Annotated in this window: 15 protein-coding genes; 8 read left to right on the top strand and 7 right to left on the bottom strand. The window is 64.0% G+C overall.

Going from position 1 to position 24,676, the window contains the following annotated elements; translation table 11 throughout:
* Positions 1-21 precede the first annotated feature (21 nt).
* The 6 genes from FJW03_RS02925 to FJW03_RS02900 all read left to right on the top strand — a co-directional run bounded on the left by FJW03_RS02925 (position 22) and on the right by FJW03_RS02900 (position 10,076).
* Entirely contained in the window at positions 22-1,275 is a 1,254-nt protein-coding gene (locus tag FJW03_RS02925) for a sarcosine oxidase subunit beta family protein (protein WP_140760619.1), read from the top strand.
* Positions 1,276-1,290: 15 nt separating this feature from the next.
* Positions 1,291-1,566 carry a sarcosine oxidase subunit delta gene (locus tag FJW03_RS02920; RefSeq protein WP_140760617.1) on the top strand — a complete coding sequence of 92 codons (276 nt, stop codon included), beginning with the start codon at positions 1,291-1,293 and terminating at the stop codon, positions 1,564-1,566.
* Between the two features lie 223 nt (positions 1,567-1,789).
* Positions 1,790-4,774 (top strand): sarcosine oxidase subunit alpha, encoded by a 2,985-nt coding sequence (locus FJW03_RS02915; RefSeq protein WP_413466459.1) that lies wholly within the window; start codon positions 1,790-1,792, stop codon positions 4,772-4,774.
* Positions 4,767-5,381: a sarcosine oxidase subunit gamma gene (locus tag FJW03_RS02910; protein WP_140760615.1), complete on the top strand. Its 615-nt coding sequence runs from the start codon at positions 4,767-4,769 to the stop codon at positions 5,379-5,381. The genes FJW03_RS02915 and FJW03_RS02910 overlap by 8 nt, the downstream gene beginning before the upstream one ends.
* A gap of 361 nt (positions 5,382-5,742) precedes the next feature.
* A complete protein-coding gene (locus FJW03_RS02905) occupies positions 5,743-8,112 on the top strand; it encodes a DUF1989 domain-containing protein (RefSeq protein WP_140760613.1) in 2,370 nt (789 codons plus the stop codon).
* Between the two features lie 254 nt (positions 8,113-8,366).
* Entirely contained in the window at positions 8,367-10,076 is a 1,710-nt protein-coding gene (locus tag FJW03_RS02900) for an APC family permease (protein ID WP_140760610.1), read from the top strand.
* 127 nt (positions 10,077-10,203) lie between these two features.
* Here FJW03_RS02900 and FJW03_RS02895 read toward each other — a convergent pair whose 3' ends face one another.
* The 4 genes from FJW03_RS02895 to FJW03_RS02880 form a co-directional block, all read right to left on the bottom strand.
* On the bottom strand, positions 10,204-13,344 hold the full coding sequence (locus tag FJW03_RS02895) for an efflux RND transporter permease subunit (protein ID WP_140760608.1): 3,141 nt from the start codon (positions 13,342-13,344) through the stop codon (positions 10,204-10,206).
* A gap of 246 nt (positions 13,345-13,590) precedes the next feature.
* Positions 13,591-14,733 (bottom strand): efflux RND transporter periplasmic adaptor subunit, encoded by a 1,143-nt coding sequence (locus tag FJW03_RS02890; RefSeq protein ID WP_140760606.1) that lies wholly within the window; start codon positions 14,731-14,733, stop codon positions 13,591-13,593.
* A gap of 54 nt (positions 14,734-14,787) precedes the next feature.
* Entirely contained in the window at positions 14,788-15,396 is a 609-nt protein-coding gene (locus FJW03_RS02885; protein ID WP_140607341.1) for a TetR family transcriptional regulator, read from the bottom strand.
* A 444-nt stretch (positions 15,397-15,840) separates the two neighbouring features.
* The gene (locus tag FJW03_RS02880; protein WP_140760604.1) at positions 15,841-17,481 is read right to left on the bottom strand and encodes an acyl-CoA synthetase; all 1,641 of its coding nucleotides are present in this window, start codon (positions 17,479-17,481) and stop codon (positions 15,841-15,843) included.
* A 204-nt stretch (positions 17,482-17,685) separates the two neighbouring features.
* On the opposite strand from FJW03_RS02880, the gene FJW03_RS02875 reads away from it, so the two are divergent.
* A complete protein-coding gene (locus FJW03_RS02875) occupies positions 17,686-18,651 on the top strand; it encodes a sugar-binding transcriptional regulator (RefSeq protein WP_140760601.1) in 966 nt (321 codons plus the stop codon).
* Between the two features lie 91 nt (positions 18,652-18,742).
* A complete protein-coding gene (locus tag FJW03_RS02870; RefSeq protein ID WP_140760598.1) occupies positions 18,743-20,797 on the top strand; it encodes a bifunctional aldolase/short-chain dehydrogenase in 2,055 nt (684 codons plus the stop codon).
* A 67-nt stretch (positions 20,798-20,864) separates the two neighbouring features.
* Here FJW03_RS02870 and FJW03_RS02865 read toward each other — a convergent pair whose 3' ends face one another.
* The 3 genes from FJW03_RS02865 to FJW03_RS02855 form a co-directional block, all read right to left on the bottom strand.
* Positions 20,865-21,917 carry a substrate-binding domain-containing protein gene (locus tag FJW03_RS02865; protein ID WP_096455692.1) on the bottom strand — a complete coding sequence of 351 codons (1,053 nt, stop codon included), beginning with the start codon at positions 21,915-21,917 and terminating at the stop codon, positions 20,865-20,867.
* 47 nt (positions 21,918-21,964) lie between these two features.
* Entirely contained in the window at positions 21,965-22,960 is a 996-nt protein-coding gene (locus tag FJW03_RS02860; protein ID WP_140607345.1) for an ABC transporter permease, read from the bottom strand.
* Positions 22,961-23,040: 80 nt separating this feature from the next.
* Complete coding sequence (locus FJW03_RS02855; RefSeq protein WP_140696576.1) at positions 23,041-24,552, bottom strand: sugar ABC transporter ATP-binding protein; 1,512 nt, start codon at positions 24,550-24,552, stop codon at positions 23,041-23,043.
* Positions 24,553-24,676 lie beyond the last annotated feature (124 nt).

Below are 24,676 nucleotides of genomic sequence, written 5' to 3'. Positions count from 1 at the left end.
GAGCGGCCTCGGAATGACCTGATGAAATACTCGATCTTCTCGCTCGCCCGGGCCGCCCTTTCCGGCCACAAGAACTGGCAGCGCACCTGGCGCGACGCCACGCCGAAGGATCGCTACGACGTGGTGATCATCGGCGGCGGCGGCCATGGCTTGGCCACCGCCTGGTTCCTCGCCAGCGAGTACGGCATCAAGAATGTCGCCGTGCTCGAAAAGGGCTGGATCGGCTCCGGCAATGCCGGCCGCAACACCACCATCATCCGCTCCAACTACGGCCTGCCCGGCAATACCGGCTTCTATGAATTGTCGATGAAGCTGTGGGAGCGGATGGAGCAGGACCTCAACTACAACGCCATGGTCAGCCAGCGCGGCGTCATCAACCTCTACCATTCTGACGCCCAGCGCGACGCCTATGCGCGGCGCGGCAACACGATGCGCATCAACGGCATCGATGCCGAACTGCTCGACCAGCCGGCGCTCAAAAAGATGATGCCGTTCCTGAATTTCGACCATGCACGCTTTCCGGTACAGGGCGGATTGCTGCAGCGACGCGGCGGGACCGCGCGGCATGACGCCGTGGTCTGGGGTTATGCCCATGCGGCGAGCGAGCTTGGCGTCGACATCATCCAGAATTGCGAGGTTACCGGCTTCGTCAGGGATGCCAACGGCAAGGTAATGGGCGTCGAGACCTCGCGCGGCAGGATCGGCGCCGGCAAGATCGGCATGGCGGTCGCCGGCTCCTCGTCACGGGTCGCCGCGATGGCGGGCCTGCGCCTGCCGATCGAAAGCCATGTGCTGCAGGCCTTCGTCTCCGAGGCGATCAAGCCGCTGATCCCCAATGTCATGACCTTCGGCGCCGGCCATTTCTATGTCAGCCAGTCGGACAAGGGCGGCCTCGTCTTCGGCGGCGACATCGACGGCTACAATTCCTATGCCCAGCGCGGCAACATGCCTGTGATGGAGGATGTCTGCGAGGGCGGCATGGCGCTGATCCCGATGATCGGGCGCGTGCGCCTGCTGCGCCAGTGGGGTGGCATCATGGACATGTCGATGGACGGCTCGCCGATCATCGACAAGACACCGGTGGATGGCCTCTACCTCAACGCCGGCTGGTGCTACGGCGGCTTCAAGGCAACGCCGGGATCCGGCTTCGTCTTCGCCCATCTTCTGGCCCGAGACGAGTCGCACAAGGAAGCCGCGCGCTTCCGCCTCGACCGGTTCCGCACCGGCGCCATGATCGACGAAAAGGGCCAGGGCGCCCAACCGAACCTTCACTGAGGACGGTCAGGAACCATGCGCATTGTCTGTCCCTTCTGCGGCGAACGCGAACTCGGCGAGTTCACCTATCTCGGCGACGCCAAGCCACAACGTCCGGCGGCGGACGCCGGCGACGACGCTGTTTACGACTACGTCTATCTGCGCGAGAACATCGCCGGCGTGATGGAGGAGAACTGGTATCACGGTGGCGGCTGCCGGGCGTGGCTGAAGGTCACCCGCAACACGCTGACGCATGAGATTTCTTCGGTTGAGCCGGCGGCTGGTGCTGGTGCGAGGCAGGTTGCGAAATGAACATTTTCTGCCACCTCGGCGCTGCCCCTCACCTGCCTGCCGGCATCCTCTCCCCGTATAGAGACGGGGAGAGGGGCGCTGTCTTCGATGATTTCGCCAATAGCCTGCATTGCAAGAAGGGCGCCAGCGTTGCGGCCGTCTCCCTTCTCCCCGTCCCTATACGGGGAGAAGGTGCCGGCAGGCGGATGAGGGGCGGCGCGACCTTTTTGCGTGAGGGCCGGGCATGGTGAGTTCCAGCCAATCCCATCGCCTCACATCGGGCGGTCTCATCGACCGCTCGGCAGCGCTTAACTTCCGCTTCGACGGCAAGACTTTCTCCGGCTACCGGGGCGATACTCTCGCCTCGGCGTTGATAGCCAACGGCGTCAAGCTGGTCGGTCGCTCGTTCAAATACCACCGCCCGCGCGGCATCCTGACCGCGGGTTCCGAAGAGCCCAACGCGCTGGTCGAATTGCGCACCGGCGCAAGGCGCGAGCCGAACACCAAGGCCACGACCGCCGAACTCTATGAAGGGCTCGAGGCCGCCAGCCAGAACCGCTGGCCGTCGCTGCGTTTCGATGTCATGTCGGTCAACCAGTTGTTCGCGCCGATCTTCGTCGCCGGCTTCTACTATAAGACCTTCATGTGGCCGGCGAAGTTCTGGGAGGCGGTCTACGAGCCGGCGATCCGCCGCGCCGCCGGCCTCGGCCGTGCCGCGGGCATCGCCGATCCGGACCACTACGACAAAGCCTGGGCGCATTGCGACGTGGTGATCGCCGGCTCCGGTCCAACGGGCCTCGCGGCGGCGCTTGCTGCTGGGCGCACGGGTGCGCGCGTCATCCTGTGCGAAGAGGATTTCGCGCTCGGCGGCCGCCTGCTCTCGGATGGCGGCACGGTCGACGGCCTGCCGGCGGCAGAGTGGCTGTCGCGAACGCTGGCTGAACTCTCGGCAATGCCCGATGTCCGCATCATGACACGCACGACGCTGTTCGGCGCCTATGACGGCGGCACCTATGGCGCGATCGAACGGGTCAACGACCATCTCCCCTCACCGCCCGAGCATCAGGTGCGCCAGCGGCTGTGGCGGATCGTGGCCAAGCGCTGTGTGGTCGCGGCCGGAGCCATCGAACGGCCGATCGTCTTTGCCGGCAACGACACGCCCGGCGTGATGATGGCCTCGGCGATGCGCAGCTATGTCACGCGCTACGCGGCAACCCCGGCCAAACGCATCGCGCTGTTCACCAACAATGAGGACGGCTGGCGCACGGTCGAGACCGCCCTCGGCGCGGGATTGCAAATCGCGGCGGTGATCGACGCACGGCCTGACGTGTCCCCGGCCCATCGTTCGCTCGCCTCGAAGGGCGGCTTTCCCGTGCTGCACGGCTCCGTCAGCGGTGTCGACGGCGGCAAGGACGGCGTCCGCAAAATCGCGGTCTCCCTCACCGGCGGTGCGCGCGCCGAGGTCGAGGCCGACGGCCTCGCCGTTTCCGGTGGCTGGAACCCCGCTGTCGGGTTGACCTCCTATCATCGAGGCCGGCCGAAATGGCGCGAAGACATCGCCGCCTTCGTGCCCGACGGCGCTCCTCCCGGCATGGTTGCCGCTGGCGCCGCCACCGGTTCGTTCGGCCTTGGCGCCTGCCTGCGTGAAGGGTTTGCGGCAGGCACTGCGGCGGCCCACGATGCGGGGCGCAGCGGCAGTTCCGGCTCGATGCCGGTCGCCGACGACGAACCCTTTTCGCTGACCCCGGTCTGGCATGTCGCCGGCAAAGGCAAGGCCTTCGTCGACCAGCAGCACGACGTCACCGCATCCGATGTCGAGCTTGCTCAGCGCGAGGGCTTTGAATCGGTCGAGCATCTGAAGCGCTACACCACGCTCGGCATGGCGACCGACCAGGGCAAGACCTCGAATGTAGCCGGCCTCGCCATCATGGCGGCGGTGAGCGGCCGGTCGATCCCCGAGACCGGCACGACGATCTACCGGCCGCCTTACGTGCCCGTCGCCATCGGCGCCTTTGCCGGCCATCACCGCGACGAGGCCTTCCACGCGACGCGGCTGACGCCGTCGCATCACTGGGCGGCCGAACAGGGCGCGGTCTTCGTCGACACCGGCCTATGGAAGCGCGCGCAATGGTATCCGCGCGCCGGCGAGAAAGACTGGCTGGAATCGGTAACCCGCGAGGTCAAGGCGGTGCGCTCGGGCGTGGGCTTCTGCGATGTCTCGACGCTCGGCAAGATCGACGTGCAGGGCCCGGATGCCGGCGCCTTCCTCGACCGCGTCTACATCAACACATTCTCCAACCTCGCGGTCGGCAAGGCGCGCTACGGACTGATGCTGCGCGAGGATGGTCTGGTCTACGACGACGGCACGACGTCGCGGCTGGCCGAGGATCACTATTTCCTGACCACCACGACCGCCAAGGCCGGGCTGGTGATGCAGCATCTCGAATTCTGCCGGCAGGTGCTGTTTCCGGAACTCGACGTGCAGCTGACCTCGGTCTCCGATCAGTGGGCGCAATTCTCCATTGCCGGACCCAAGACCCGCGACCTGCTGAAAGCGATCGTCGATCCCGCCGAAGATCTCTCCAATGAGGGCTTCCCGTTCATGGGCGCGCGCGAAGTGGCGTTGCGCGGCGGCATCAAGGCGCGGCTGTTCCGCATCTCGTTCTCCGGCGAGATGGCGTTCGAGATTTCCGTGCCGGCGCGCTACGGCGAAGCCATGGCGCGCAATCTGATGCTGGCCGGCAAGCCTTTCGGCGTGACGCCTTACGGCACCGAAGCGCTCGGCGTGATGCGGATCGAGAAGGGCCATGTCGCCGGACCCGAGCTTAGCGGCACGACGACGGCCGCCGACCTCGGCCTCGGCAAGATGATGTCGACCAAGAAGGATTTCATCGGCCGCGTCATGGCCGGCCGCGAGGCGCTGGTCGCGCCGGACCGGCAGGTCGTGGTCGGCGTCAAGCCGACCGACAAGGCGAGCCGGCTGCGCTCCGGCGCGCACATCATCCCGAAGGGGCAGACGCCTGGACCCGGCAACGATCAGGGCTATGTCACCTCGGTCTGCTTCTCGCCGACATCAGACCAGTGGATCGGGCTCGCACTCGTCGAGCGCGGCCGTGAGCGCATCGGCGAGATCGTGCACGCGCATGATCCGCTGCGCGGCGAGGACTATGATGTCGAACTCTGCAACCCCGTCTTCTACGATCCGGATGGAGGGCGCCAGCGTGGCTGAGTTTTCCTGGGAGGTCCGCAGCCCTCTCGAACGCGCGCTCGTCGCTGGACCGTACGGCGCACACGGCGATGCCGGTGTGTCGCTGACCGAGATTCGTAATTTCGACCTCGTCCAGGTGATGGCGCGGCGCGGCAAGGCGGCCGAAATGGCGACAGCCGCCAACGGCTATTTCGGTGTCGCCGCTCCAGAAACGCCCAAGGCAGTGCGGACGGCGGATGCCACGCTGATCTGGTCGGGACCGGACCAGTTTTTCGTCCTGTCGAAGGGAGGGATGGGCGCGCTGACGCCGGCGTTTTCCGGCGCCGCCTCGCTGTCGGACCAGTCGCATGCGCGGGTGCTGATCAGCATTTCCGGTGCCAAGGCGCGCATGATGCTGGCCAAGCTGTCGTCGATCGATCTGCACGCCGAGGCGTTCCCGATCGGTGCGGCCGCCGCGACCTCGATGGATCACACCAGCGTCACGCTGTGGCGCGGTAATGATCGGACTGATTGCCAGGCGGTGTTCAACGTTCTGGTGTTCGCGACATTTGCCGAGAGCCTGTGGCACACGATGCTCGACTCGGTTGCCGAGTATGGAATCGAGATTGGGCATTCGGAGGAATTTTAGCTCGACAATTGTAGATTTTGGCGCCGCTGTAGATCTTGGCGCCGCCCCTCATTGCCCTGCCGGGCATTTCTCCCCCGGGGAGAAAGAAGCTGACCCCACGCCGGCGCCGTTTTTTGCAACGTTGGAGATGGGCGAAACCGCCAATGAAAGCGTCCTTCGCCCCGTTTACGGGGAGAAGATGGCGGCAGCCAGATGAGGGGCAGCGCCGACGCCCGGGAATAGAGCGGGCCGGCGAAATTCGACCTGAACTACGCTCCCAAAAAAGCCACCTCCGCCTTGCCAAACTCAACCTCGCTGCTATTCTCCCTGCTAAAATAATTTCACGCACAGGCAAACTTGGTGCTCGAACCGCAAGGCTGAAATGAGCCAGTCGCCTTACCCCACCGTCGCAGCCGGACCGCCCAGGCCGAGCCTCATCCTGCGGCCCGGCCAAATCGCGCTGCCGCCAGGCATGGAGCGCTATACGATCCAGGGCAATGGCGCGGTGCTGATCGACGTCGAGGCCGGCGATACGATCACGGTGCGCAATGTCGAAGGCGGCCAGGCTTGCGAGCTACTGGCGTGGGATCAGAGCGGCGTCACCGACCCAGGAATTCTTGGCGAGAAGTCGAACAGCAACGCTGCCGGCATCAAGGCGTTGCTGGCGGCAGGCGACGACAGTCTCGCCTCCGTGCGCCGTGGGCTCGAGCGCCGGCAAGTGCAAGTCGACCAACCCAAGGCGGTGCGCGTCTTCGGCGGCTCGACGCCTGCCGGTACGGAACAGGCGTTTGCCGTCGCCCGCGACGGCGCTTTGCTGATCGTCGCGCCCGGCGGGCCGATGCTGGTCGATGGCCATGACACGGCGACGCCGCTTACGGTCATCGTGCGCCGCGCCACGGTCCGCCTGAAAACAAAATCCCAGCTTGCCGATCCGCTCGCCGATCCGGTGCTCGACCTGCGCGTCCACTCGGCAACAGCCGAATCCTACTTCGTCAAGGCCGGCGATTATCTGCAGATCATCGATGTCGACGGTCGCCAATGCACAGACTTTCAATGCTTCTCGGCGCGCAAGCTGGACAGCGGTCTCGACCATCCGCTCGATGTGACGACGACACGCACGCTGATGGGCTCCAGCTATCCGATGCCTGGCCTGCATTCGAAATACTACGACCAGGACATGGAGCCGCTGGTCGAGGTTGTCCAGGACACATGCGGGCGGCACGATGCGTTCGCCCTCGCCTGCGCGGCCAAGTATTACGATGACATCGGCTATCCCGGCCACACCAACTGCTCGGAGAATTTCAACCGCGCGCTCTCCGACAAGGGCGTCGATCCCCGCGCCGGCTGGATGGCGATCAACTTCTTCTTCAACACGGCCATCGATGCGCATGGCGTCATGGTCGCGGACGAGCCGTGGTCGCGCGCCGGCGACTATGTGTTGCTGCGCGCGCTGACCGACATCGTCTGCGTGTCCTCCGCCTGCCCCGACGACACGACGCCGGCCAATGGCTGGGATCTCACTGACATCCATGTGCGGACCTATTCCGGCCAGCACAAATTCTCGCGAGCGATCGCCAGACGCATGACGCCCGATTCGGAACCGAAAATGACACGCGAGACAGCCTTTCATTCGAGCTTTGCCAAGCACACCCGCGACTTCGTCGAGTACCGGGGCTACTGGTTGGCCAATTCCTTCGCCAAGGAGGGACCGATCGCCGAATACTGGGCCTGCCGTCAGGATGCGGTGATCATGGACCTGTCGCCGCTGCGCAAGTTCGAGGTCACCGGTCCGGATTCCGAAGCGCTGCTGCAATACACGCTGACCCGAGACGTCAAGAAACTTGGCGTCGGCCAGGTCGTCTACTCCGCCATGTGCTATGAGCATGGCGGCATGATCGACGACGGCACGCTGCTCAGGCTCGGCAAGGATAATTTCCGCTGGGTCGGCGGCGACGATCTGTCCGGCGAATGGCTGCGCGACACCGCCAAGAAGCTTGGGCTCAACGTGCTGGTGCGCTCCTCCACGGACCAGATGCACAATGTCGCCATACAGGGCCCGAAGAGCCGCGACATTTTGAGGGAATTTATCTGGACCTCACCGCTGCAGCCGTCGATCGAGGAGTTGGAGTGGTTCCGCTTCGCGGTGGCCCGCATCGGCGGCGGCAATGGCGTTCCGATCGTCGTCTCGCGGACAGGTTATACGGGCGAACTCGGCTACGAGATCTGGTGCCATCCGCGCGACGCCGAAAAAGTGTTCGACGCAATCTGGGAAGCCGGCCAGCCGCACGGACTAAAGCCGATGGGCCTGCAGGCGCTCGACATGGTGCGTATCGAGGCGGGGCTTATCTTCGCCGGTTACGAATTCTCCGACCAGACCGATCCGTTCGAGGCCGGTATCGGCTTCACCGTGCCGCTGAAGACCAAGACCGACGACTTCATCGGCCGCGAGGCCCTGATCCGCCGCAAGGAGAACCCGCAAAACAAACTGGTGGGGCTCGATATCGACAGCAATGTCGCTGTCGGCCATGGTGATTGCGTCCATGTCGGCCGTGCCCAGATCGGCGTTGTAACCTCGGGCATGCGCTCGCCGGTGCTGAACAAGAACATCGCGTTGGCGAGGCTCGACGTCACACACGCGGCCGTCGGCACGGAGGTCGAAATCGGCAAGCTCGACGGCCATGCCAAGCGGCTACCGGCGCGGGTCGTCGCCTTCGCCCATTATGATCCGCAGAAGACCAAACCACGCTCCTGAGCGCTGCGCTCCGACACATGGATTTGGCTTGCCGGTGATGCCCGCAAGCCGCATTGCGGGCTGCGCTCGCAAGCGTGATGTGCACGACGTGACAAATCGCTTGACGTGAAAGCGCGCGGGGTCAATCTTCACTCCTAAGAAAAAAATACGACTGAGTGGAAACACCGGGATCGTACCGATCATTGGCCGGGGAGCAAGCTTCGCAAAGCCGAAGCATCGCCGGCGGGGAACATCAAAAAGGGGAATTCACCGACATGAGCACGATAAGCACTGCCCTGGAGCAGCCTGCCGAAAGCAAGCTGCTCAGGCATATCGACTGGCGCGGCGCCTTCTGGGTGGCGAGCGGCGTTCCGGCGCTGGTCCTATTCTCGATCGGCGGCATTGCCGGCACGACGGGAAAGCTGGCCTTCCTGATCTGGACGGTGTCCATGATCATGGGTTTCCTGCAGTCCTTCACCTATGCCGAGATCGCCGGCCTGTTCCCCAACAAGTCGGGCGGCGCCTCGATCTACGGCGCCACGGCCTGGCTGCGCTACTCCAAGTTCATCGCGCCGCTGTCGGTGTGGTGCAACTGGTTCGCCTGGTCGCCGGTGCTGTCGCTCGGCTGCTCGATCGCCGCCGCCTATATCCTCAACGCGCTGGCGCCGGTGCCGATCTTCACCGAGACATCGGCGGAAGTCGTAGCCTACATCGCCGCGCACGCCGGAACCGCTCCGGCCGACGCCATCGCGGCGGTCACCGCAGCCGCAACGCCGGCGATCCGCAACTGGACGCTTTTCAGCCACACGCTGGGTCCGGTATCCTTCACCTTCAACGCCACCTTCTTCATCGGCGCCGTGCTGATGCTGATCATCTTCTCGATCCAGCATCGCGGTATCCTCGGCACGGCCAGCGTGCAGAAGTATATCGGGCTGCTCGTCATCGTCCCGATGCTGATCGTCGGCGTCGTGCCGATCTTCACGGGACAGATCGACTGGGCGAATTTCTCGCCGCTGGTGCCCCTCGCGGCGGCCTACGCGCCCGAGCCCGGCTCCTGGAACATAGCCGGCTGGACGCTGGCACTTGGCGGCATGTTCATCGCCGCATGGTCGACCTACGGTTTTGAGACCGCCGTCTGCTATACGTCGGAGTTCAAGAACCCCGGCACCGACACCTTCAAGGCCATCTTCTATTCCGGTCTGCTCTGCATGCTTCTGTTCATCCTGGTGCCCTTCACCTTCCAGGGCGTTCTCGGCCTGAACGGCATGCTGGCGACGCCGATCGTCGACGGCTCCGGCGTGGCGGATGCGCTGGCCGGCATGGTCGGCGGCGGCCAGCTTATTCATAGCCTGCTGGTGATGCTGATGATCCTGGCGCTGGTGCTGTGCATCATGACGGCGATGGCCGGCTCGTCGCGCACGCTCTACCAGGGCTCGGTCGACGGCTGGCTGCCGCGCTACCTCAGCCATGTCAACGAGCACGGCGCGCCGACCCGCGCCATGTGGACCGACCTCTGCTTCAACTTGATCGTGCTGGCCATCGCCTCGGCCGACGCGACGAGCTTCTTCTTCATCCTCGCCGTGTCGAATTGCGGCTACATCATCTTCAACTTCCTCAACCTCAATGCCGGCTGGATCCATCGCATCGACAACGGCCATATCGCGCGCCCCTGGAAGGCGCCGACCTGGCTTCTGGGGATCGGGGCGATCTTCGCCTATGTCAACGCGATCTTCATGGGCGCGGGTGCCAAGGTCTGGAATCCCCTGGCGCTATGGGCCGGGCTGATCACCGCGGCGCTGATCATCCCGGTGTTCTGCTTCCGCCACTACATCCAGGACAAGGGCAAATTCCCGGATCACATGCTGGCGGACCTCGGCATGGCGGGAGCCGACCTCTCGGTCAAAAAGGCGGGCATGCTGCCCTATCTGACGCTGATCGCCGGCGTGGCGGTGATGCTCATCGCCAATTGGGTGTTCGTCATCTGACCAACGCAATAGGCCGGGCGCCTGTCGGGGCCCGGCCCACATCTCCCATCGATCTCCAATTCATCCCTGCGAAAGCCGGGGTGGAAGCGAAACGTGCCAGCCGGACCGCATGGCTCGGCCGGTGCGATCATTCGGCTGCCAGCGCCAGTTGCGGCCTTTTGGCAGGCAGCTTGGATTCGGACGCCTGTTCATCGGTCTTGGCCTTCTTCGGCTCGCGACCGAAGAACAGGGCGTAGCCGGCTGGCAGCACCAGTATGGTGAGCACGGTGGCAACGAGAATGCCGCCCATCATGGCGTAGGCCAGCGGCCCCCAGAACACGGCGCGCGAGATCGGGATCAGCGCCAGCACCGCCGTCATCGCCGTCAGCACGATCGGCCGGAAGCGGCGAACCGCCGAGCCGATGATGGCCTCGGAACGGTTCATGCCGGTGGCGATGTCCTGATCGATCTGGTCGACCAGGATGATCGAGTTGCGCATGATGATGCCGAGCAGCGCGATGACGCCGAGGATGGCGACGAAGCCGAACGGCGCGCCGCTGATCAACAGCGCGGCGGCAGCGCCGATGATGCCGAGCGGGCCGGTCGCCAGCACCAGCATCGCCTTGCCGAAATTCTGCAGCTGGATCATCAGGAGAACAACGATGATGGCCAGCATGACCGGCGCCTTGGCGGCGATAGAGGCCTGGCTTTCGGCCGAATCCTCGGCACCACCCTGAATCTCGATCTTGTAACCGGGCGCCAGGCCGTCGCGCAGGCCCTGCATGTCCTTGTACATCTTGGCCACGACATCGTTGGACTGCACGCCGTCGGGCAGCGTGGCGCGCACGCTGATGGTCGGCAGGCGGTCGCGGCGCCACTCGATGCCTTGCTCCAGCACCGGCACCACCTTGGCCACCTGCGACAGCGGTACGAAGCCGCCGAAATCGGTCGGGATATAGACCGAATCGACAGAGGAAAGGAGACTGCGGCTGGTATCCGGTTCGCGGACGACGATCGAGACCGTTTCCTCGCCATCGCGAAAGTCGTCGAGCGCCGCGCCGGTCATCGTTGCCTGCAGCATCTGGCGGATGCGCTGCGAGGTGACGCCGAGCGCACGCGCACGGTCCTGGTCGATGACCAGCTTCATCGCCGGAACGGGTTCGAGCCAATCGTCATGGACCGCGCCAAGCAGCGGATCCTCGCGGAACTTCGCCTTCACCTGGTCGGCGATGCGGCGCACCTCCTGGCGATCCGGACCCATGACGCGCATCTGCACCGGCCATCCGGTCGGCGGTCCGAGGAACAGGCGGTCGACCTTGGCGCGGATCGACGGGAAATCCTCTGCGAGCACGCGGCGCAGCTTGATGATCAGCCGCTCGCGCGCCGGCTCGTCATTGGCCATCACCAGCATCTGGGCAAAATTCGGATTGCGCAGCTGTTGGTCGAGCGGCAGGAAGAAGCGCGGTGCGCCCTCGCCGATATAGGTCGCGATGAAGCGCTTGTCCTTGTCGTCCATCATCTTGGTTTCGAGCGCCTTGGCTTGCGCCTCGACCTCCTTGATCGAGGTGCCTTCCGGCAGCCAGAGATCGACGAGAATCTCCGGCCGCGACGATTGCGGGAAGAAATTCTGCGGGATGAACTGGAACGCCCACAGGCTGGTGCCGAAAGTCACCAGCGTCATGACCAGCACGATGATGCGATGGCGCACGGCCCAACCGACCGTAGCGCGCAGCCGGCGATAGAAGCGCGTGTCGAAGACATCATGATGGCTGCCGGCATGCTTGCGCTGCTTCAGGATCATGTTGCCCAGCCATGGCGTGAAATAGACCGCGACGAACCATGACACAATCAGCGCGATGCCGACGACATAGAACAGGGTACGGACATACTCACCTGCGGTCGAGGCGGCGAAGCCGACGGGGATGAAGCCGGCGGTGGTGATCAGCGTACCGGTCAGCATCGGGAAGGCGGTCGAGGTATAGGCGAAGCTCGCCGCCTCGATCTTGACCAGCCCCTCCTCCAGCTTGCGTTCCATCATCTCGACGACGATCATGGCGTCGTCGACGAGCAGGCCGAGCGCGATGATCAGCGCGCCCAGAGAAATGCGCTGCAGGTCGATGCCAAGCTCGTACATGATGGCGAAGGTGGCGGCCAGAACCAGCGGAATGGCAATGGCGATGACCAGACCGGAGCGCCAGCCGATCGACAGGAACGAGACGACGAGCACGATCAGCAGCGCTTCGCCGAGCGCGTGCATGAACTCGCTGACGGCATCCCTGACGACCTCGGGCTGGTCGGAAATCTGGTCGACGGAAACTCCATAGGGCAGCGCCGCCTCGAAGCGCTTGTAGGTCGCCTCGACATCCTTGCCGACGTCGGTGACCTTGAAGCCCTTGGCCATGACGACGCCAAGCTGCACGCTGTCGTGGCCATTGAAGCGGTATTTACGCTGGAAGGGATCCTCGAGGCCCGAAGTCACGGTGGCGATGTCGCCGAGCCGGGTCACCTGGCCACCGGCGCGCAGACGCAGTTCGCGAATGTCGGCGGCCTTGGTGACGTCGCCTTCGACGGAGATGCGTACCGAATTGACGCCGGTGTCCACGGAGCCGGCCGGATCGACATTGTTCTGGCCCTTGATCGCGTTCTGGAGGTCAGTCAGCGTCAGGCCGCGTTCGGCGAGCGCCTTGGATGAGACGTCGATATAGAGTTTTTCCGGCTGATCGCCGATGATCACCGCCTTCTCGACGCCGGGCGTCGTCAGAAGCATGTCGCGCGCCTGGATGGCGAATTTCTTGAGCTCGGGATAGGAGAAGCCGTCGCCGCTGATCGAATGCAGCGTGATGAAGGTGTCGCCGAACTCGTCGTTGAAATAGGGGCCGAGCAGGCCCTGCGGCAGGTCGCCTGCAATGTCGCCGATCTTTTTGCGCACCTGGTAGAAGGCGTCCGTCACCTCGGCGGCATTGGTGTCGCCCTTGATCTGCACCGTGATGATGGCGCTGCCGGCGCGGGTGAAGGAGCGCACGAAGTCGAGATGCGGCGTCTCCTGCAGCTTGCGCTCGATCTTGTTGACGACCTGGTCCTCCATCTCGTGAATCGAGGAGCCCGGCCAGATCGCCTGCACGACCATTACCCGGAAGGTGAAGTCGGGGTCCTCCTTCTGGCCCATGCGCATCAGGCCGAGCGCGCCGGCGATGATGATGAGGCCGAACAGGAACCGCGCGATGGAGGGATGGCCGATGGCCCAGCGCGAAAGGTTGAATGGCCGCTTTTCTTCAGTGGAGGTCGTCATCGGTGCTGATCCACTTTGCTTGTTTGCCGGCGCCTGATGCTTCGACGAAGCGCGGCGCGCGAAACGAAATCATCTGCGTTCGATACTGGCTTCCGGGCGGCGCGACTCTTCGAGCGGAGAGACACTCATCGCGGTGGGACGCGAGGATCGATGCGGGGGGTACATCGGCCTTGACGTCTCGACCTTCGGGGCGTGCGCCGCCCGGAAACCTGCGGCCGCGGGAACGCGCGGCCGATCTGTCTGCCGTCAGCGCAGCCGGCTGGCGTCATCACTCTCGGCGGAGGCGGATTGCTGCGCCATGGCGCCGGCGAGCTTCACCTTCAGATTCTCGGTCATGAACTGCGTGCCGGCGGCGACCACGATATCGCCAGGCTTCAACCCTTCGGCGACACGCACGCCGCCGGCGGCGAACTCGGCGACCTTGACCGGACGGGCATGGACGGTGTCGGCGCCACGGTCGACGGTCCAGACGATCGACTGGCTATCCTTCTGCGCCAGCGCGCTCAGCGGGATCGACACGAGCTGCTTCTCGTTGGCCGCCGACGCCTCGATATTGGCGGTCATGCCGAGCAGCACGCGCGGGTCGTTAGGCAGGCTGACGCGGACGGCAAAGGTGCGCGACTGCGGATCGGCGCTGCCGGCAACCTCGCGGACTTTGCCGTCGAGCGCCAGTGCACTGTCGGACCAGAAGCCGGCCCTGACGATCTTGCCCGGCTTGAACTCGGCGATTTCCATTTCCGGCACCGCGATCAGCACTTCCTTTTCGCCGTCGACCGCGACCGTGACCACCGGCGTGCCGGAGCCGACCACCTGGCCGACATCTGCGTTGACCGCAGTGACGATGCCGTCCCTGTCGGCCTTGAGATCGGTATAGCCGACCTGGTTCTTGGCCTGGTCAAGCGACGAGCGGGCGGAGTCGCGCGTGGCGACGGCCTGGTCATAGGTCAGCGTCGCCTGTTCAAGCTGCGATTTCGGGGCAAAATTCTTGGCAAAGAGCTGTTCGGCCCGCTTGCGCGCAAGCTCGACGGTCTCGACCTGCCGCTCGGCGGCATCGAGGGCGGCTTGCGCACTCTTGACCGAAAGGTCGTAATCGGAGGGATCGATGCGGGCGAGCACGTCGCCGGGCGCCACACGCTGCCCAATGTCGACAAGGCGCTCCGTGATCTTGCCGTTGACGCGGAAAGCCAGGGCGCTTTCGGTGCGGGCCCGCACCGACCCCGAATAAGACAACGTGCGGGTGTCATGCGCCTGGGCGATCTCGACGACCTTGACCGGGCGGATGATATCCTTGACTTCGGTTTTCTCCTGGCTGCAGCCGGCAAGCCCGAGCGCCGCGACGATCAAGCCGGCGACCGGCAATTTGCGGAGGATGGAATTGGACAAAGACACCTTGGCACTCCCGAACTGGAGATGAACTGTCGACCGGCGCCCGGCGGGCGGCGGCTATTTCTTCAGGGCCTTGATCGCGTAATCGATAAGGTCGTCCGGCATCGCGCGGTTGGTCTTGGCGAGGCACTGCGCCACCATCTGCGGATGGCATAGGATGACGGTGGCGGCCCCGAAGCAGCGTGACGCGATCACCGGATCCTGCTCGGCGAACTCACCGGCCTCGATGCCCTCGCGGATCACTTCCGCGAAAAGGTCGTGGATGCTGTCAATATGCTTGTCGATGACGCCCCAATCGCGTTCGAGGGCGACGATGACCATCTCATGGACCTTATGGTCGTCGAGCATCACCTCCATCGTCATCTTGTACTGCGCGTGCACGTAGCGCCGCAGCCGCTCCTCGGCGCTGATCGGCAGGCGTGAAATCTCGTACGCCATCTTGTAGCTGGCACCGAGCATGCGGCCGCAGACGGCCTGGTGGATCTCGACCTTGGAGGCAAAGAAACGATAGATGTTGGCGGGCGACATGCCGAGCTCGCGGGCGATGTCGGCAACATTGGTCTTGCCATAGCCGTAGTGGCGGAACAGGCGCTCGGCGCAATCGAGAATACGGGTGACATTCTCCTGTCTGGCGGCATCGGCCACGATGTTGGCAGCTTCGGACATCTTCGCTTTCGATTTATTAGTGACGAATTTCAATTTTCGTCAGTCGTAAATCGAAAGACGACCCATGTCAACGCGAAATCGGCGTACGCGTATAATTGGTGACAGATGGTGACAGAGGGCGGGTGCGACAACCGGCGCTCGCGATTGGCGATCAGCCCCCATGAATTCGTCATCCTAGGGCGAAGTAAGGAGCGTAGCGACGCAGCGCAGACCCTAGGATCCATTCCGTGACGTCAGTCAAAGAATGAGGCGGATCAATATGTTACATCAAAAGGCGAACTGTTGCCCGCAGCAGTCATTCACGACCGTTGGAGCACGGCCGCCAGGTCGCGGCATGGATCCTAGGGTTTCCGCGACGTCGCTTCGCGACTGCTCCACCCTAGGATGACGAAGCCGCCTAGGTCCGCGGCAAATTGTCGAGACCTAGCAAAAATGACGGTGCGCTCACGCCACCTTCGCCATTTCCCGCAGCCGGAATTTCTGGATCTTGCCGGTCGAGGTCTTGGGAATTTCGGCGAAAATCACCGCTTTCGGCACTTTGAAGCGGGCGAGCAGCGTGCGGCAATGCTCGATGATCTCGGTCGCGGTCGCGGTCTTGCCGGGCTTCAGTTCGACATAGGCCACGGGCACCTCGCCCCATTTGTCGTCAGGGCGCGCCACCACGCCGCAGGAGGCAACGGACGGGTGCTTGTAGAGCGCGTCCTCGACCTCGATCGAGGAAATGTTCTCGCCGCCAGAGATGATGATGTCCTTGGAGCGATCCTTGAGCTGGATGTAGCCGTCGGGATGCATGACGCCGAGATCGCCGGAATGGAACCAGCCGCCGGCGAAGGCTTCGGCGCTCGCCTTGCGGTTTTTCAGATAGCCCTTCATGACGATGTTGCCGCGGAACATGACCTCGCCGATGGTTTCACCGTCGGCCGGCGTCATCCGCATCGTCTCGGGGTCCATCACGGTCAGCCCTTCGAGTGCTGCGTAGCGCACGCCTTGTCTCGCCTTCTTGCTCGCCCTCGCCCCCTTGTCGAGCGTGTCCCAGTCGCTGTGCCACTCGTTGACGACGGCCGGGCCATAGGTCTCGGTCAGGCCGTAGAGATGAGTGACGGCAAAGCCGGCGTCGGCCATGCCGGACAACACGGCCTCCGGCGGCGGTGCGGCCGCGGTGTTGAAGGTCACCGTCTGCGGGAACTGGCGCTTGTCCTCCTCCCTGGCGTTGATCAGCACCGACATCACGATCGGCGCGCCGCACAGATGGGTGACGCCATGGTCGGCGATGGCGTCGTAGATCGGCTTCGGCCGCACCCAGCGCAGGCAGACATGCGTGCCGGCCTGGACGGCGAGCGTCCAGGGGAAGCACCAGCCGTTGCAATGGAACATCGGCAGCGTCCAGAGATAGACGGCGTGCTTGGCCATGCCGGCATGGATGGTGTTGGTGTAGGCCATCAGCGCCGCGCCGCGATGGTGATAGACGACGCCCTTCGGATTGCCTGTCGTGCCTGAGGTATAGTTGAGCGAGATGGCATCCCATTCGTCATCCGGCATCGACCAGGCGAAATCCTCGTCGCCACCGGCGACAAACGCCTCATAATCGATGCTGCCGATCCGCTCCCCCTTGGGATAGGGCGCGTCGGCGGCGTATTCGGGATCGTCGTAGTCGATGACCAGCGGCCTGACCCTGGCCAGATCGAGCGCTTGCCGGACGACACCGGAGAATTCGCGGTCGACGATGAGCACCTTGGTCTCGGCGTGGTCGAGTTGGAAGGCGATGACAGCGGCATCGAGGCGGGTGTTGAGCGAGTGCAGCACCGCCCTGGTCATCGGCACGCCGAAATGCGCCTCCAGCATCGGCGGCGTGTTGGACAGCATGACGCTGACCGTGTCGCCCTTGCCGATGCCATGCTTTTGCAGCGTCGAGGCAAGCTTTAGCGAGCGGCGCCAGAAATCGCGATAGGTGATGCGCTGCTTGCCATGGATGATGGCGGTGTGATCAGGATAGGTCTTTGCCGCCCGCTCGAGATAGGTGAGCGGGGTCAGCGGCTGATGGTTGGCCGCATTCCGGTCGAGATCCTGTTCGTAGGGATTTCCCATCCCGTCCTCCCCAAAGTCCCTTTTTCAAGCTTTCTAACCTCAGGCCTCTCGTCAGGCTATCCCCCCGGATGATCGAAAATGCCAAGCTATACCAGCTTTGTAGAACGGCGATCCGATTAAGCGTCTGCCGAGAGGCGATGGTGCCCGCACATCCCAATTTGACTTTTGTCGAGAGCCGTGACTAATGTCAGACGAGGAGACGGCATGGCGATCCGACCGGCAGAACAGCTCATCCACAAGGCCGCCTGGCTGTACTATGCGCATGGCCTGCGCCAGGACCAGGTGGCGAGCCAGCTTAACATTTCCCGCGCCTCCGTGGCGATGTATCTGCGCAAGGCACGCGAGACCGGCATCGTCAACATCTCGACCTCGACCCAGCTTTTCACCGACGACGTGATGGCGCGCAGGCTCGAGGACGCGCTGGGCCTCGACGCGGTCTGGATCGCGCCGGAAAACAGTCATGTCCCGGACCCCTCCACCGACATCGCCGTGCTGGCGGCGAGCGTGTTCCTCGAACTGGTCAAGAAGGGCGACCGCATCGGTGTCGCCTGGGGCCGCACGATCTACACGATCGCCGACATGATGCCCTATGCCGACCTGCAGGATGTGACGGTGGTGCAGCTCTGCGGCAATCTCGGTGCACCCTATTCCTACCGGCCGGACCAGTGCACCATGGAGATCGCGCGCCGGCTCAACGCCAAGGGCCTCAATTTCTACGCACCGCTGGTGCTGTCGACGGAAGAGCTGGCACGGGCGCTGCGGGCCGAGCCGGTGATCCGAGAGCAGCTGTCCGATATCAGCGACTGCGATCTTGCGCTCTACTCGGTTGGCGCGGTCGATGCCGACAGCCACCTGGTCAAATGCGGCGCGCTGACATCGGGCGAAATGGCGGAACTGCGCAATCAAGGTGCCGCCGGTGTCATTGCCGGGCAGATCATCGATGCCGAGGGCAAGGTGCTCGACTGCAGCTACAACCGCCGGGTGATCTCCGCCGAGCTTGCCTCGCTGCGCGCCATCGCCAGGCGACTGATGGTGGTGCAGGAGGACAGCAAGTTCGAACCGCTGCTGGCGGCGATCACCGGCGGACTTTGCACGCATCTGGTGGTCGGCGCGCATATGGCGCAGCGGCTGCTCGATCATGCCGGAGCGGCGCCTAAAAAAGCACCCTGAAGAAAAGCACATTTGCCGCCGGCACATTGTCATCAAGGCGTCGCGGCATTCCTGTTTCACCATCCAAAGACAGCAACTGGACGAAGCGAACATGAAGAACCTGTGGAACGACGACGCGGCCGAGAAACTTGTCGCCGACTATGCGAAGAAAGGCGTCGGCCGCGACCTCGCTCTGCGCGTCTACACGACGCGGCTGCTGGGAGGCGTGCCACAACTGGTCCTGCATGGCGGCGGCAACACCTCCTGCAAGACCAAGGCGACCGACCTCGTCGGCGATGAATGGGACGTGCTGTGCGTCAAGGGCAGCGGCTGGGACATGGCGGTCATCGAGCCGCAGGGCCTGCCGGCGGTCAAGATGGGCGCCCTGCTCAAGGCGCGCGCGCTGGACAAGCTTTCCGACGAGGACATGGTGGCGCTGCAGCGGGCAAACCTGATTGATCCGGCCTCACCCAACCCCTCTGTCGAAACGCTGCTGCACGCCTTCCTGCCGCATAAATTCGTCGACCACACCCATTCGACCGCCATCCTGGCCATTGTCGACCAGCAAGACAGCAAGCCGCTGGTGAAGACGGTGTTCGGGGAGAAGATGGGCTACGTGCCCTACATCATGCCGGGCTTCGACCTCGCCAAGGCGGCAGCCGATGTCTTTGATGCCGACCCTGATGTCGAAGGTCTGATCCTCGACAAGCACGGCATCTTCACCTTCGGCGACGATGCCAGGCAGGCCTACGACCGGATGATCCACTATGTGAATGTCGCCGAGGATTATGTCGCCAAGCACGCCAAGCCGCAGGCGGCAAAGGCGGCGCTGCCGGCAAGGCTCGCGACATCGGGCTCCATCGCGCCGATGCTGCGCGGCGCTGTCGCGGTGGCGCGCGGCGAAGGCCGCTTCGACCGCATGATCAGCGATTTCCGCACTTCGGACGCGATCGTCGATTTCATCAACTCATCCAAGATCGCCGACTATGCGGCACGCGGTGTTTCGACCCCCGATCTGTCGATCCGCATCAAGACCGGGCCGATGGCCGTGCCGGCGCCCGATGCTGAAAAGATCAGCGACTACAAGGCCGTGATCAAGAGCCATGTCGACGCCTTCGCCAAGGATTATCGCGCCTATTTCGAGACAAACGACGCGCTCGACGACGTCAAGCGGACCATGCTCGACCCCATGCCGCGCCTTACGCTGGTCCCGGGCCTCGGCATGTTCGGCCATGGCCGAACGTTGAAGGACGCAAGGATCGCTTCCGACGTCGGCGAGATGTGGATCGAGGCGGTGCGGGGCGCTGAAGCGGTCGGGCGTTTCCATCCCCTCTCCAAGGCGGATCTGTTCCCGCTCGAATACTGGTCGCTCGAACAGGCCAAGCTCGCCTCCAACAAGCCAAAGCCGCTGACCGGCCAGGTGGTGCTGATCACCGGCGGTGCCGGCGCGATCGGCGCGGCGACAGCCAAGCTGTTCGCCGACAATGGCGCTCATGCCGTGGTCGTCGATCTCGACGCCGAAAAGGCCGCCGATGCGGCCAAGAAAGCCGGCAACAATTCGATCGGTGTCGCCGCCGACATCACCGATCCGGCACAGGTGCGCGCCGCCTTCGACAAGGCGGTTGCCGTCTTCGGCGGCGTCGACATACTGGTGTCCAATGCTGGCGCGGCCTGGGAAGGCCGCATCGGCGAGCTCGATGACGCACTGCTGCGCAAGAGTTTTGAGCTCAACTTCTTCGCCCATCAGTCGGTGGCGCAGAACGCCGTGCGCATCATGCTGGAACAAGGCACGGGCGGGGCGCTTTTGTTCAACACCTCCAAGCAGGCGGTCAATCCGGGCCCGAAGTTCGGCGCCTATGGCGTGCCGAAGGCGGCGACGCTGTTCCTGTCCAGGCAGTATGCGCTCGACTACGGCGCTTACGGTATCCGCTCCAACGCGGTCAATGCCGACCGTATCCGCTCCGGCCTTTTGACCGATGCCATGATCGCCAGCCGTTCCGGCGCGCGCGGCGTGTCGGAGAAGGAATACATGTCCGGCAACCTGCTCGGCCAGGAAGTGACGGCGCAGGACGTGGCGCAGGCCTTCCTGCATCATGCGCTCGCCGAACGCACGACGGCCGACGTGACGACCGTCGACGGCGGCAACATCGCGGCGGCGCTGCGGTAAACACCTCCAACTGACAATAAAAAGGGCGGCTCACGGGCCGCCCTTTTCCTTTGTGTGTTGACGAGCTTTACTTCGCGTTCGGGTTCGGCATCCAGGCCGGCATGGCGACATCGGCATGGGCGAACTGCGGCAGCTTGGCCGACAGGTCTTCCATGTTCTTGATATCCTTGTCGATCAGTTCCTTCTGGGTGATCAGCGTCGGCGGTACGATGACGTTGTGGCCGGGGTCCTCGCCGGCGAGCAATTGAGCCAGCGCGCGCACGGAGACCTGACCGACGACGGCCGGGTTGGTGGCGGCGGTGGCGGCCCAGGCGCTGTCGGGCTCGCGCATCGCTGATATGTCGGAGGTCGAGATATCGGCCGAGTAGATCTTGATGCCCTTGTTCAATCCCGCCTCGTCGACGGCGATCTTCACGCCCTTGGCGAACTCGTCATAGGGGGCGAACATCACCTTGATGTCGGGGTGAGCCGACAGCACCGAACGCGCCTGGTTGGCGACGGAGTTGGCGATCGGGTTGTCAAGCGTGCCGAACATGGCGACTTCCTTGATGCCCGCATATTTCTTCTTCACGTCGACCCAGGTCTCGTTGCGGCGGTCGAGCGGCGCGATACCGGCGACATAGACATAGCCGGCGTTCCAGCTTTCGCCATTGTCCTTGACCGCCTGTTCGAGCGCGAGGCGGGCAAGATCCTTGTCCGACTGTTCGATCTGCGGGATCTTGGGGTTTTCGACATTGACGTCGAAGGCCACCACCTTGATGCCGGCGTCGACCGCGCGCTGGGCGGCGTCCTTCATCGATTCCGTCAGGCCGTGCTGGATGATAATGCCCTGCACGCCGAGCGCGATGGCCTGGTCGACCATATCCGACTGAAGGGCGGCGTCCTGGCGGCTGTCGAGCACGCGCAGGTCGATGCCGAGCGCCTTGGACTGCGCCTCGACGCCGGAGAGATAGGCCTGGAAGAAGTCGCCGGTCGAAAGATAGCGGACCAGTGCGATCTTGACGCCGGGCTTGTCGAACGGCGCCGGCTTGTCCGCGGCAAAAGCCGGGACCTGCATCAGCATGGTTGCGCCGGCCAGTCCGAGCGCCACCTTCCCCAGAAGTCTTCTTGTGATGTTCACCTTGTTTCCTCCACTTTTGTTGAACCCAAAATACCGTCCGGCCGAAACTACCTCCCGCCCCTGCCCGAAAGCGCAAAGGTGAAGACAAGGGCGACGACCAGAACCACGCCCTTGACGAAATCCTGCGTATAGTAGGGAGCGTTCATCATGGTCAGGCCTTGCAGCAGGATGCCGACGAACAGCGCGCCGATGGCGGTGCCGAAGGCGTTCGGCTTGGCGGCGCCAAGCACCGCGTAGCCGATCAGCGCCGCGGCGACGGCATCGAGCAGAAGATTATTACCCGAGGCGATGTCACCGCGTCCAAGCCGTGCGGCGAGCAAAATGCCGCCGATCGAGGCAAAAACACCCGAAATAACGTAGGCCCAGATCTTGTATGCCTTGACAGGCGCACCGGCGAGTTCGGCGGCGCGCTCATTGGAGCCGACGGCGTACATCATGCGGCCGAAACGGGTGTATTCGAGGAAGAACCAGATCAGCAGCGCGAGGACCAACAGCACGACCACCGACACCGGAATGAGGTTCGGGATGAAGAAATCGAATCGGTGGCGGCCAAGCGCCAGGAAGGCGTCGCCGAACTTGCCGTTGGCGACAGAACCATCCGGCATGGTCATGCCGGTGGCGATCGAGCGGCCCTCGGTCGGGATGCGCTGCAGGCCGACCAGCAGGAACATAATGCCGAGCGTCGCCAGGAGATCGGGCACGCGCATGTAGACGATCAGCCAGCCATTGATGAGCCCGACGATGGCGCCGATCAGCAGGCAGACGATGACCGCCACGACCGCGTTCTGTTCCAGCACGACCATGACATAGGCGGCCGCCATCATGGCCGAGGTGGCGACCGAGCCGATCGAGAGATCGAAACCGCCGACGACCAGCGTGGCGGTGACGCCGAGCGCCAGCACGCCGGTGATGGCGACTGACTGAAAGATGAAGACGGCACTCTGCGGTGATACGAACCCATCGGCGGCAATCGCGAAATAGGCGACGAGCCCGACCAGCAGGACGATGAAACCATAGCGGATGGCATAGTCTCGAAGCGTCATTCGGCGCATCCCGACGCCGCTGTCCTGTTTACCCGATCCGAACCCATACTCTCTCCATCCCAATTCCATCGGCCGCCCGCTCAGGCAGCGCTGTGCAGTTGTCCGCCGGCGACCTCGGCCAGCAGGCGGTCGAGGTCCACATCGGCGTTGCGGTGTTCGCCGACGATCGTGTGTTCCGACATCACCAGGATGCGGTCCGCCGTCTCCAGCGCCTCGTCGATTTCGGTAACGAACAGCAACGTCGCGCGGCCGTTCGCGCTCGCCCGTAGCTTGGCGGCGATGTCGCGCCTGGCCGAAATGTCGACGCCCTGAAACGGCTCGTCGAGGATGAACAGCGCGGCATTCTGCGCCATCCAGCGGGCGACCATCACCTTCTGCTGGTTGCCGCCAGACAATGCCGACATCTCGTCCTTCTCGGAGCGGCAGACGATGCCCAGTTCCTCGATCTGCCGGCGCGCGACGGTGCGTTCGAGGCGGCGCTTGAGCACGCTGAAAGTCGACATGCGCCTGTGGAACGGCAGGCTGACATTGCGCTCGATGTTGAAGCCGCCGACGATGCCGCTGGTGGCGCGGTCCTTGGCAACGAGGAACACACCGGCGGCGATCGCGTCGCCCGCCGAGCGCGGTGCATAAGGCTTGCCGTTCATCGTCATGGTGCCGGCGAGCGGCCGGCGCACGCCGAACAGCGTTTCGGCGAGTGCCGTCTTGCCGACGCCGACGAGGCCGGTGATGGCGACCACCTCGCCATCGCCAAGCGTCAGCGAAATCGGCCTGGCGCCCTGCCCGATGCGAAGGCCTGCGACGGTCAGCACCGCCTTGGCGGAACTCCTGGCAATGATCCGGTCGAGATGGATCTTGCGGCCGAGCATGGCGTTGACCGCGCCTTCATAATCGAGCGGTTTAGTGTCGAAGACCCCTGAAATGACGCCGTCGCGCATCGAGACGATGCGGTCGGCGAGCCGCCTGATATCCGACATGCGATGCGAGATATAGAGGATCGCCACGCCCTGCTCGCGCAGCCGGTCGACCAGCGCGAACAGCCGGTCGGCTTCAGCACTTGAGAGCGATGAGGTCGGTTCGTCAAGGATCAGCACTTTGGGCTGATGCGCAAGCGCGCGGGCAATCGCCACCATCTGGCGATCGGCCAGCGACAGATCGTTGACGCGGGCCTTGAGATCGATGGCCAGTCCCATGCGGTCGGCGACCGCTTTGGCCTCGCGGCGCACGCGGGCGGGATTGAACAGGGTCGGCGCGCCTTTGCCGCTCAGCCTGTCCAGGGTCAGGTTGGTGGCGACATCGAGGTCGGCGACCACGCCGTCATTGATGTTCTGGTGGACGGTAACGACGCCGGCGCGGATTGCTTCCGCCGGCGTGTTCGGCGCGAAATCCTGCCCGGCAAGCGTCATGGTGCCACCGCCACGCTCGTAGACGCCGCTGATGATCTTGACGAGGGTGGATTTGCCGGCGCCATTGGCGCCCATCAGCACGGTGACCTCGCCGGAATGCAGCTCGAGCGAGATGCCGCCAAGCACCTCGTTGCGGCCAAAGGATTTCCTCAGTCCCTCCACGCGGAACACGGCATTGCCGATCATGCGTTCCTCCCTGACCGTGACGCTATGGTCAATGTCGGCAATTGTCAACACGATTGACAATTGCCAGACAGCTTCCTAGCTTGGCCCCGCCGCCAAGGCTCCCCTATGATGGGAGCAAATAAGC

Origin of the sequence: Mesorhizobium sp. B4-1-4 (genome assembly GCF_006439395.2) — a bacterium.
Taxonomy (GTDB): Bacteria; Pseudomonadota; Alphaproteobacteria; order Rhizobiales; family Rhizobiaceae; genus Mesorhizobium.
The sequence above is the reverse complement of the archived record's forward strand: the minus strand, read 5'-3'. Positions and strand labels throughout refer to the sequence as shown.

What these genes read in the sequence shown, in the direction of transcription:
- FJW03_RS02900 (WP_140760610.1), top strand. Translation starts at nt 8,367, where the DNA reads ATGAGCACGATAAGCACTGCCCTGGAGCAGCCTGCCGAAAGCAAGCTG.
- FJW03_RS02860 (WP_140607345.1), bottom strand. Translation starts at nt 22,960, where the DNA reads ATGACGCTTCGAGACTATGCCATCCGCTATGGTTTCATCGTCCTGCTG.
- FJW03_RS02855 (WP_140696576.1), bottom strand. Translation starts at nt 24,552, where the DNA reads ATGATCGGCAATGCCGTGTTCCGCGTGGAGGGACTGAGGAAATCCTTT.
- FJW03_RS02885 (WP_140607341.1), bottom strand. Translation starts at nt 15,396, where the DNA reads ATGTCCGAAGCTGCCAACATCGTGGCCGATGCCGCCAGACAGGAGAAT.
- FJW03_RS02925 (WP_140760619.1), top strand. Translation starts at nt 22, where the DNA reads ATGAAATACTCGATCTTCTCGCTCGCCCGGGCCGCCCTTTCCGGCCAC.
- FJW03_RS02895 (WP_140760608.1), bottom strand. Translation starts at nt 13,344, where the DNA reads ATGACGACCTCCACTGAAGAAAAGCGGCCATTCAACCTTTCGCGCTGG.
- FJW03_RS02880 (WP_140760604.1), bottom strand. Translation starts at nt 17,481, where the DNA reads ATGGGAAATCCCTACGAACAGGATCTCGACCGGAATGCGGCCAACCAT.
- FJW03_RS02905 (WP_140760613.1), top strand. Translation starts at nt 5,743, where the DNA reads ATGAGCCAGTCGCCTTACCCCACCGTCGCAGCCGGACCGCCCAGGCCG.
- FJW03_RS02870 (WP_140760598.1), top strand. Translation starts at nt 18,743, where the DNA reads ATGAAGAACCTGTGGAACGACGACGCGGCCGAGAAACTTGTCGCCGAC.
- FJW03_RS02915 (WP_413466459.1), top strand. Translation starts at nt 1,790, where the DNA reads ATGGTGAGTTCCAGCCAATCCCATCGCCTCACATCGGGCGGTCTCATC.
- FJW03_RS02875 (WP_140760601.1), top strand. Translation starts at nt 17,686, where the DNA reads ATGGCGATCCGACCGGCAGAACAGCTCATCCACAAGGCCGCCTGGCTG.
- FJW03_RS02920 (WP_140760617.1), top strand. Translation starts at nt 1,291, where the DNA reads ATGCGCATTGTCTGTCCCTTCTGCGGCGAACGCGAACTCGGCGAGTTC.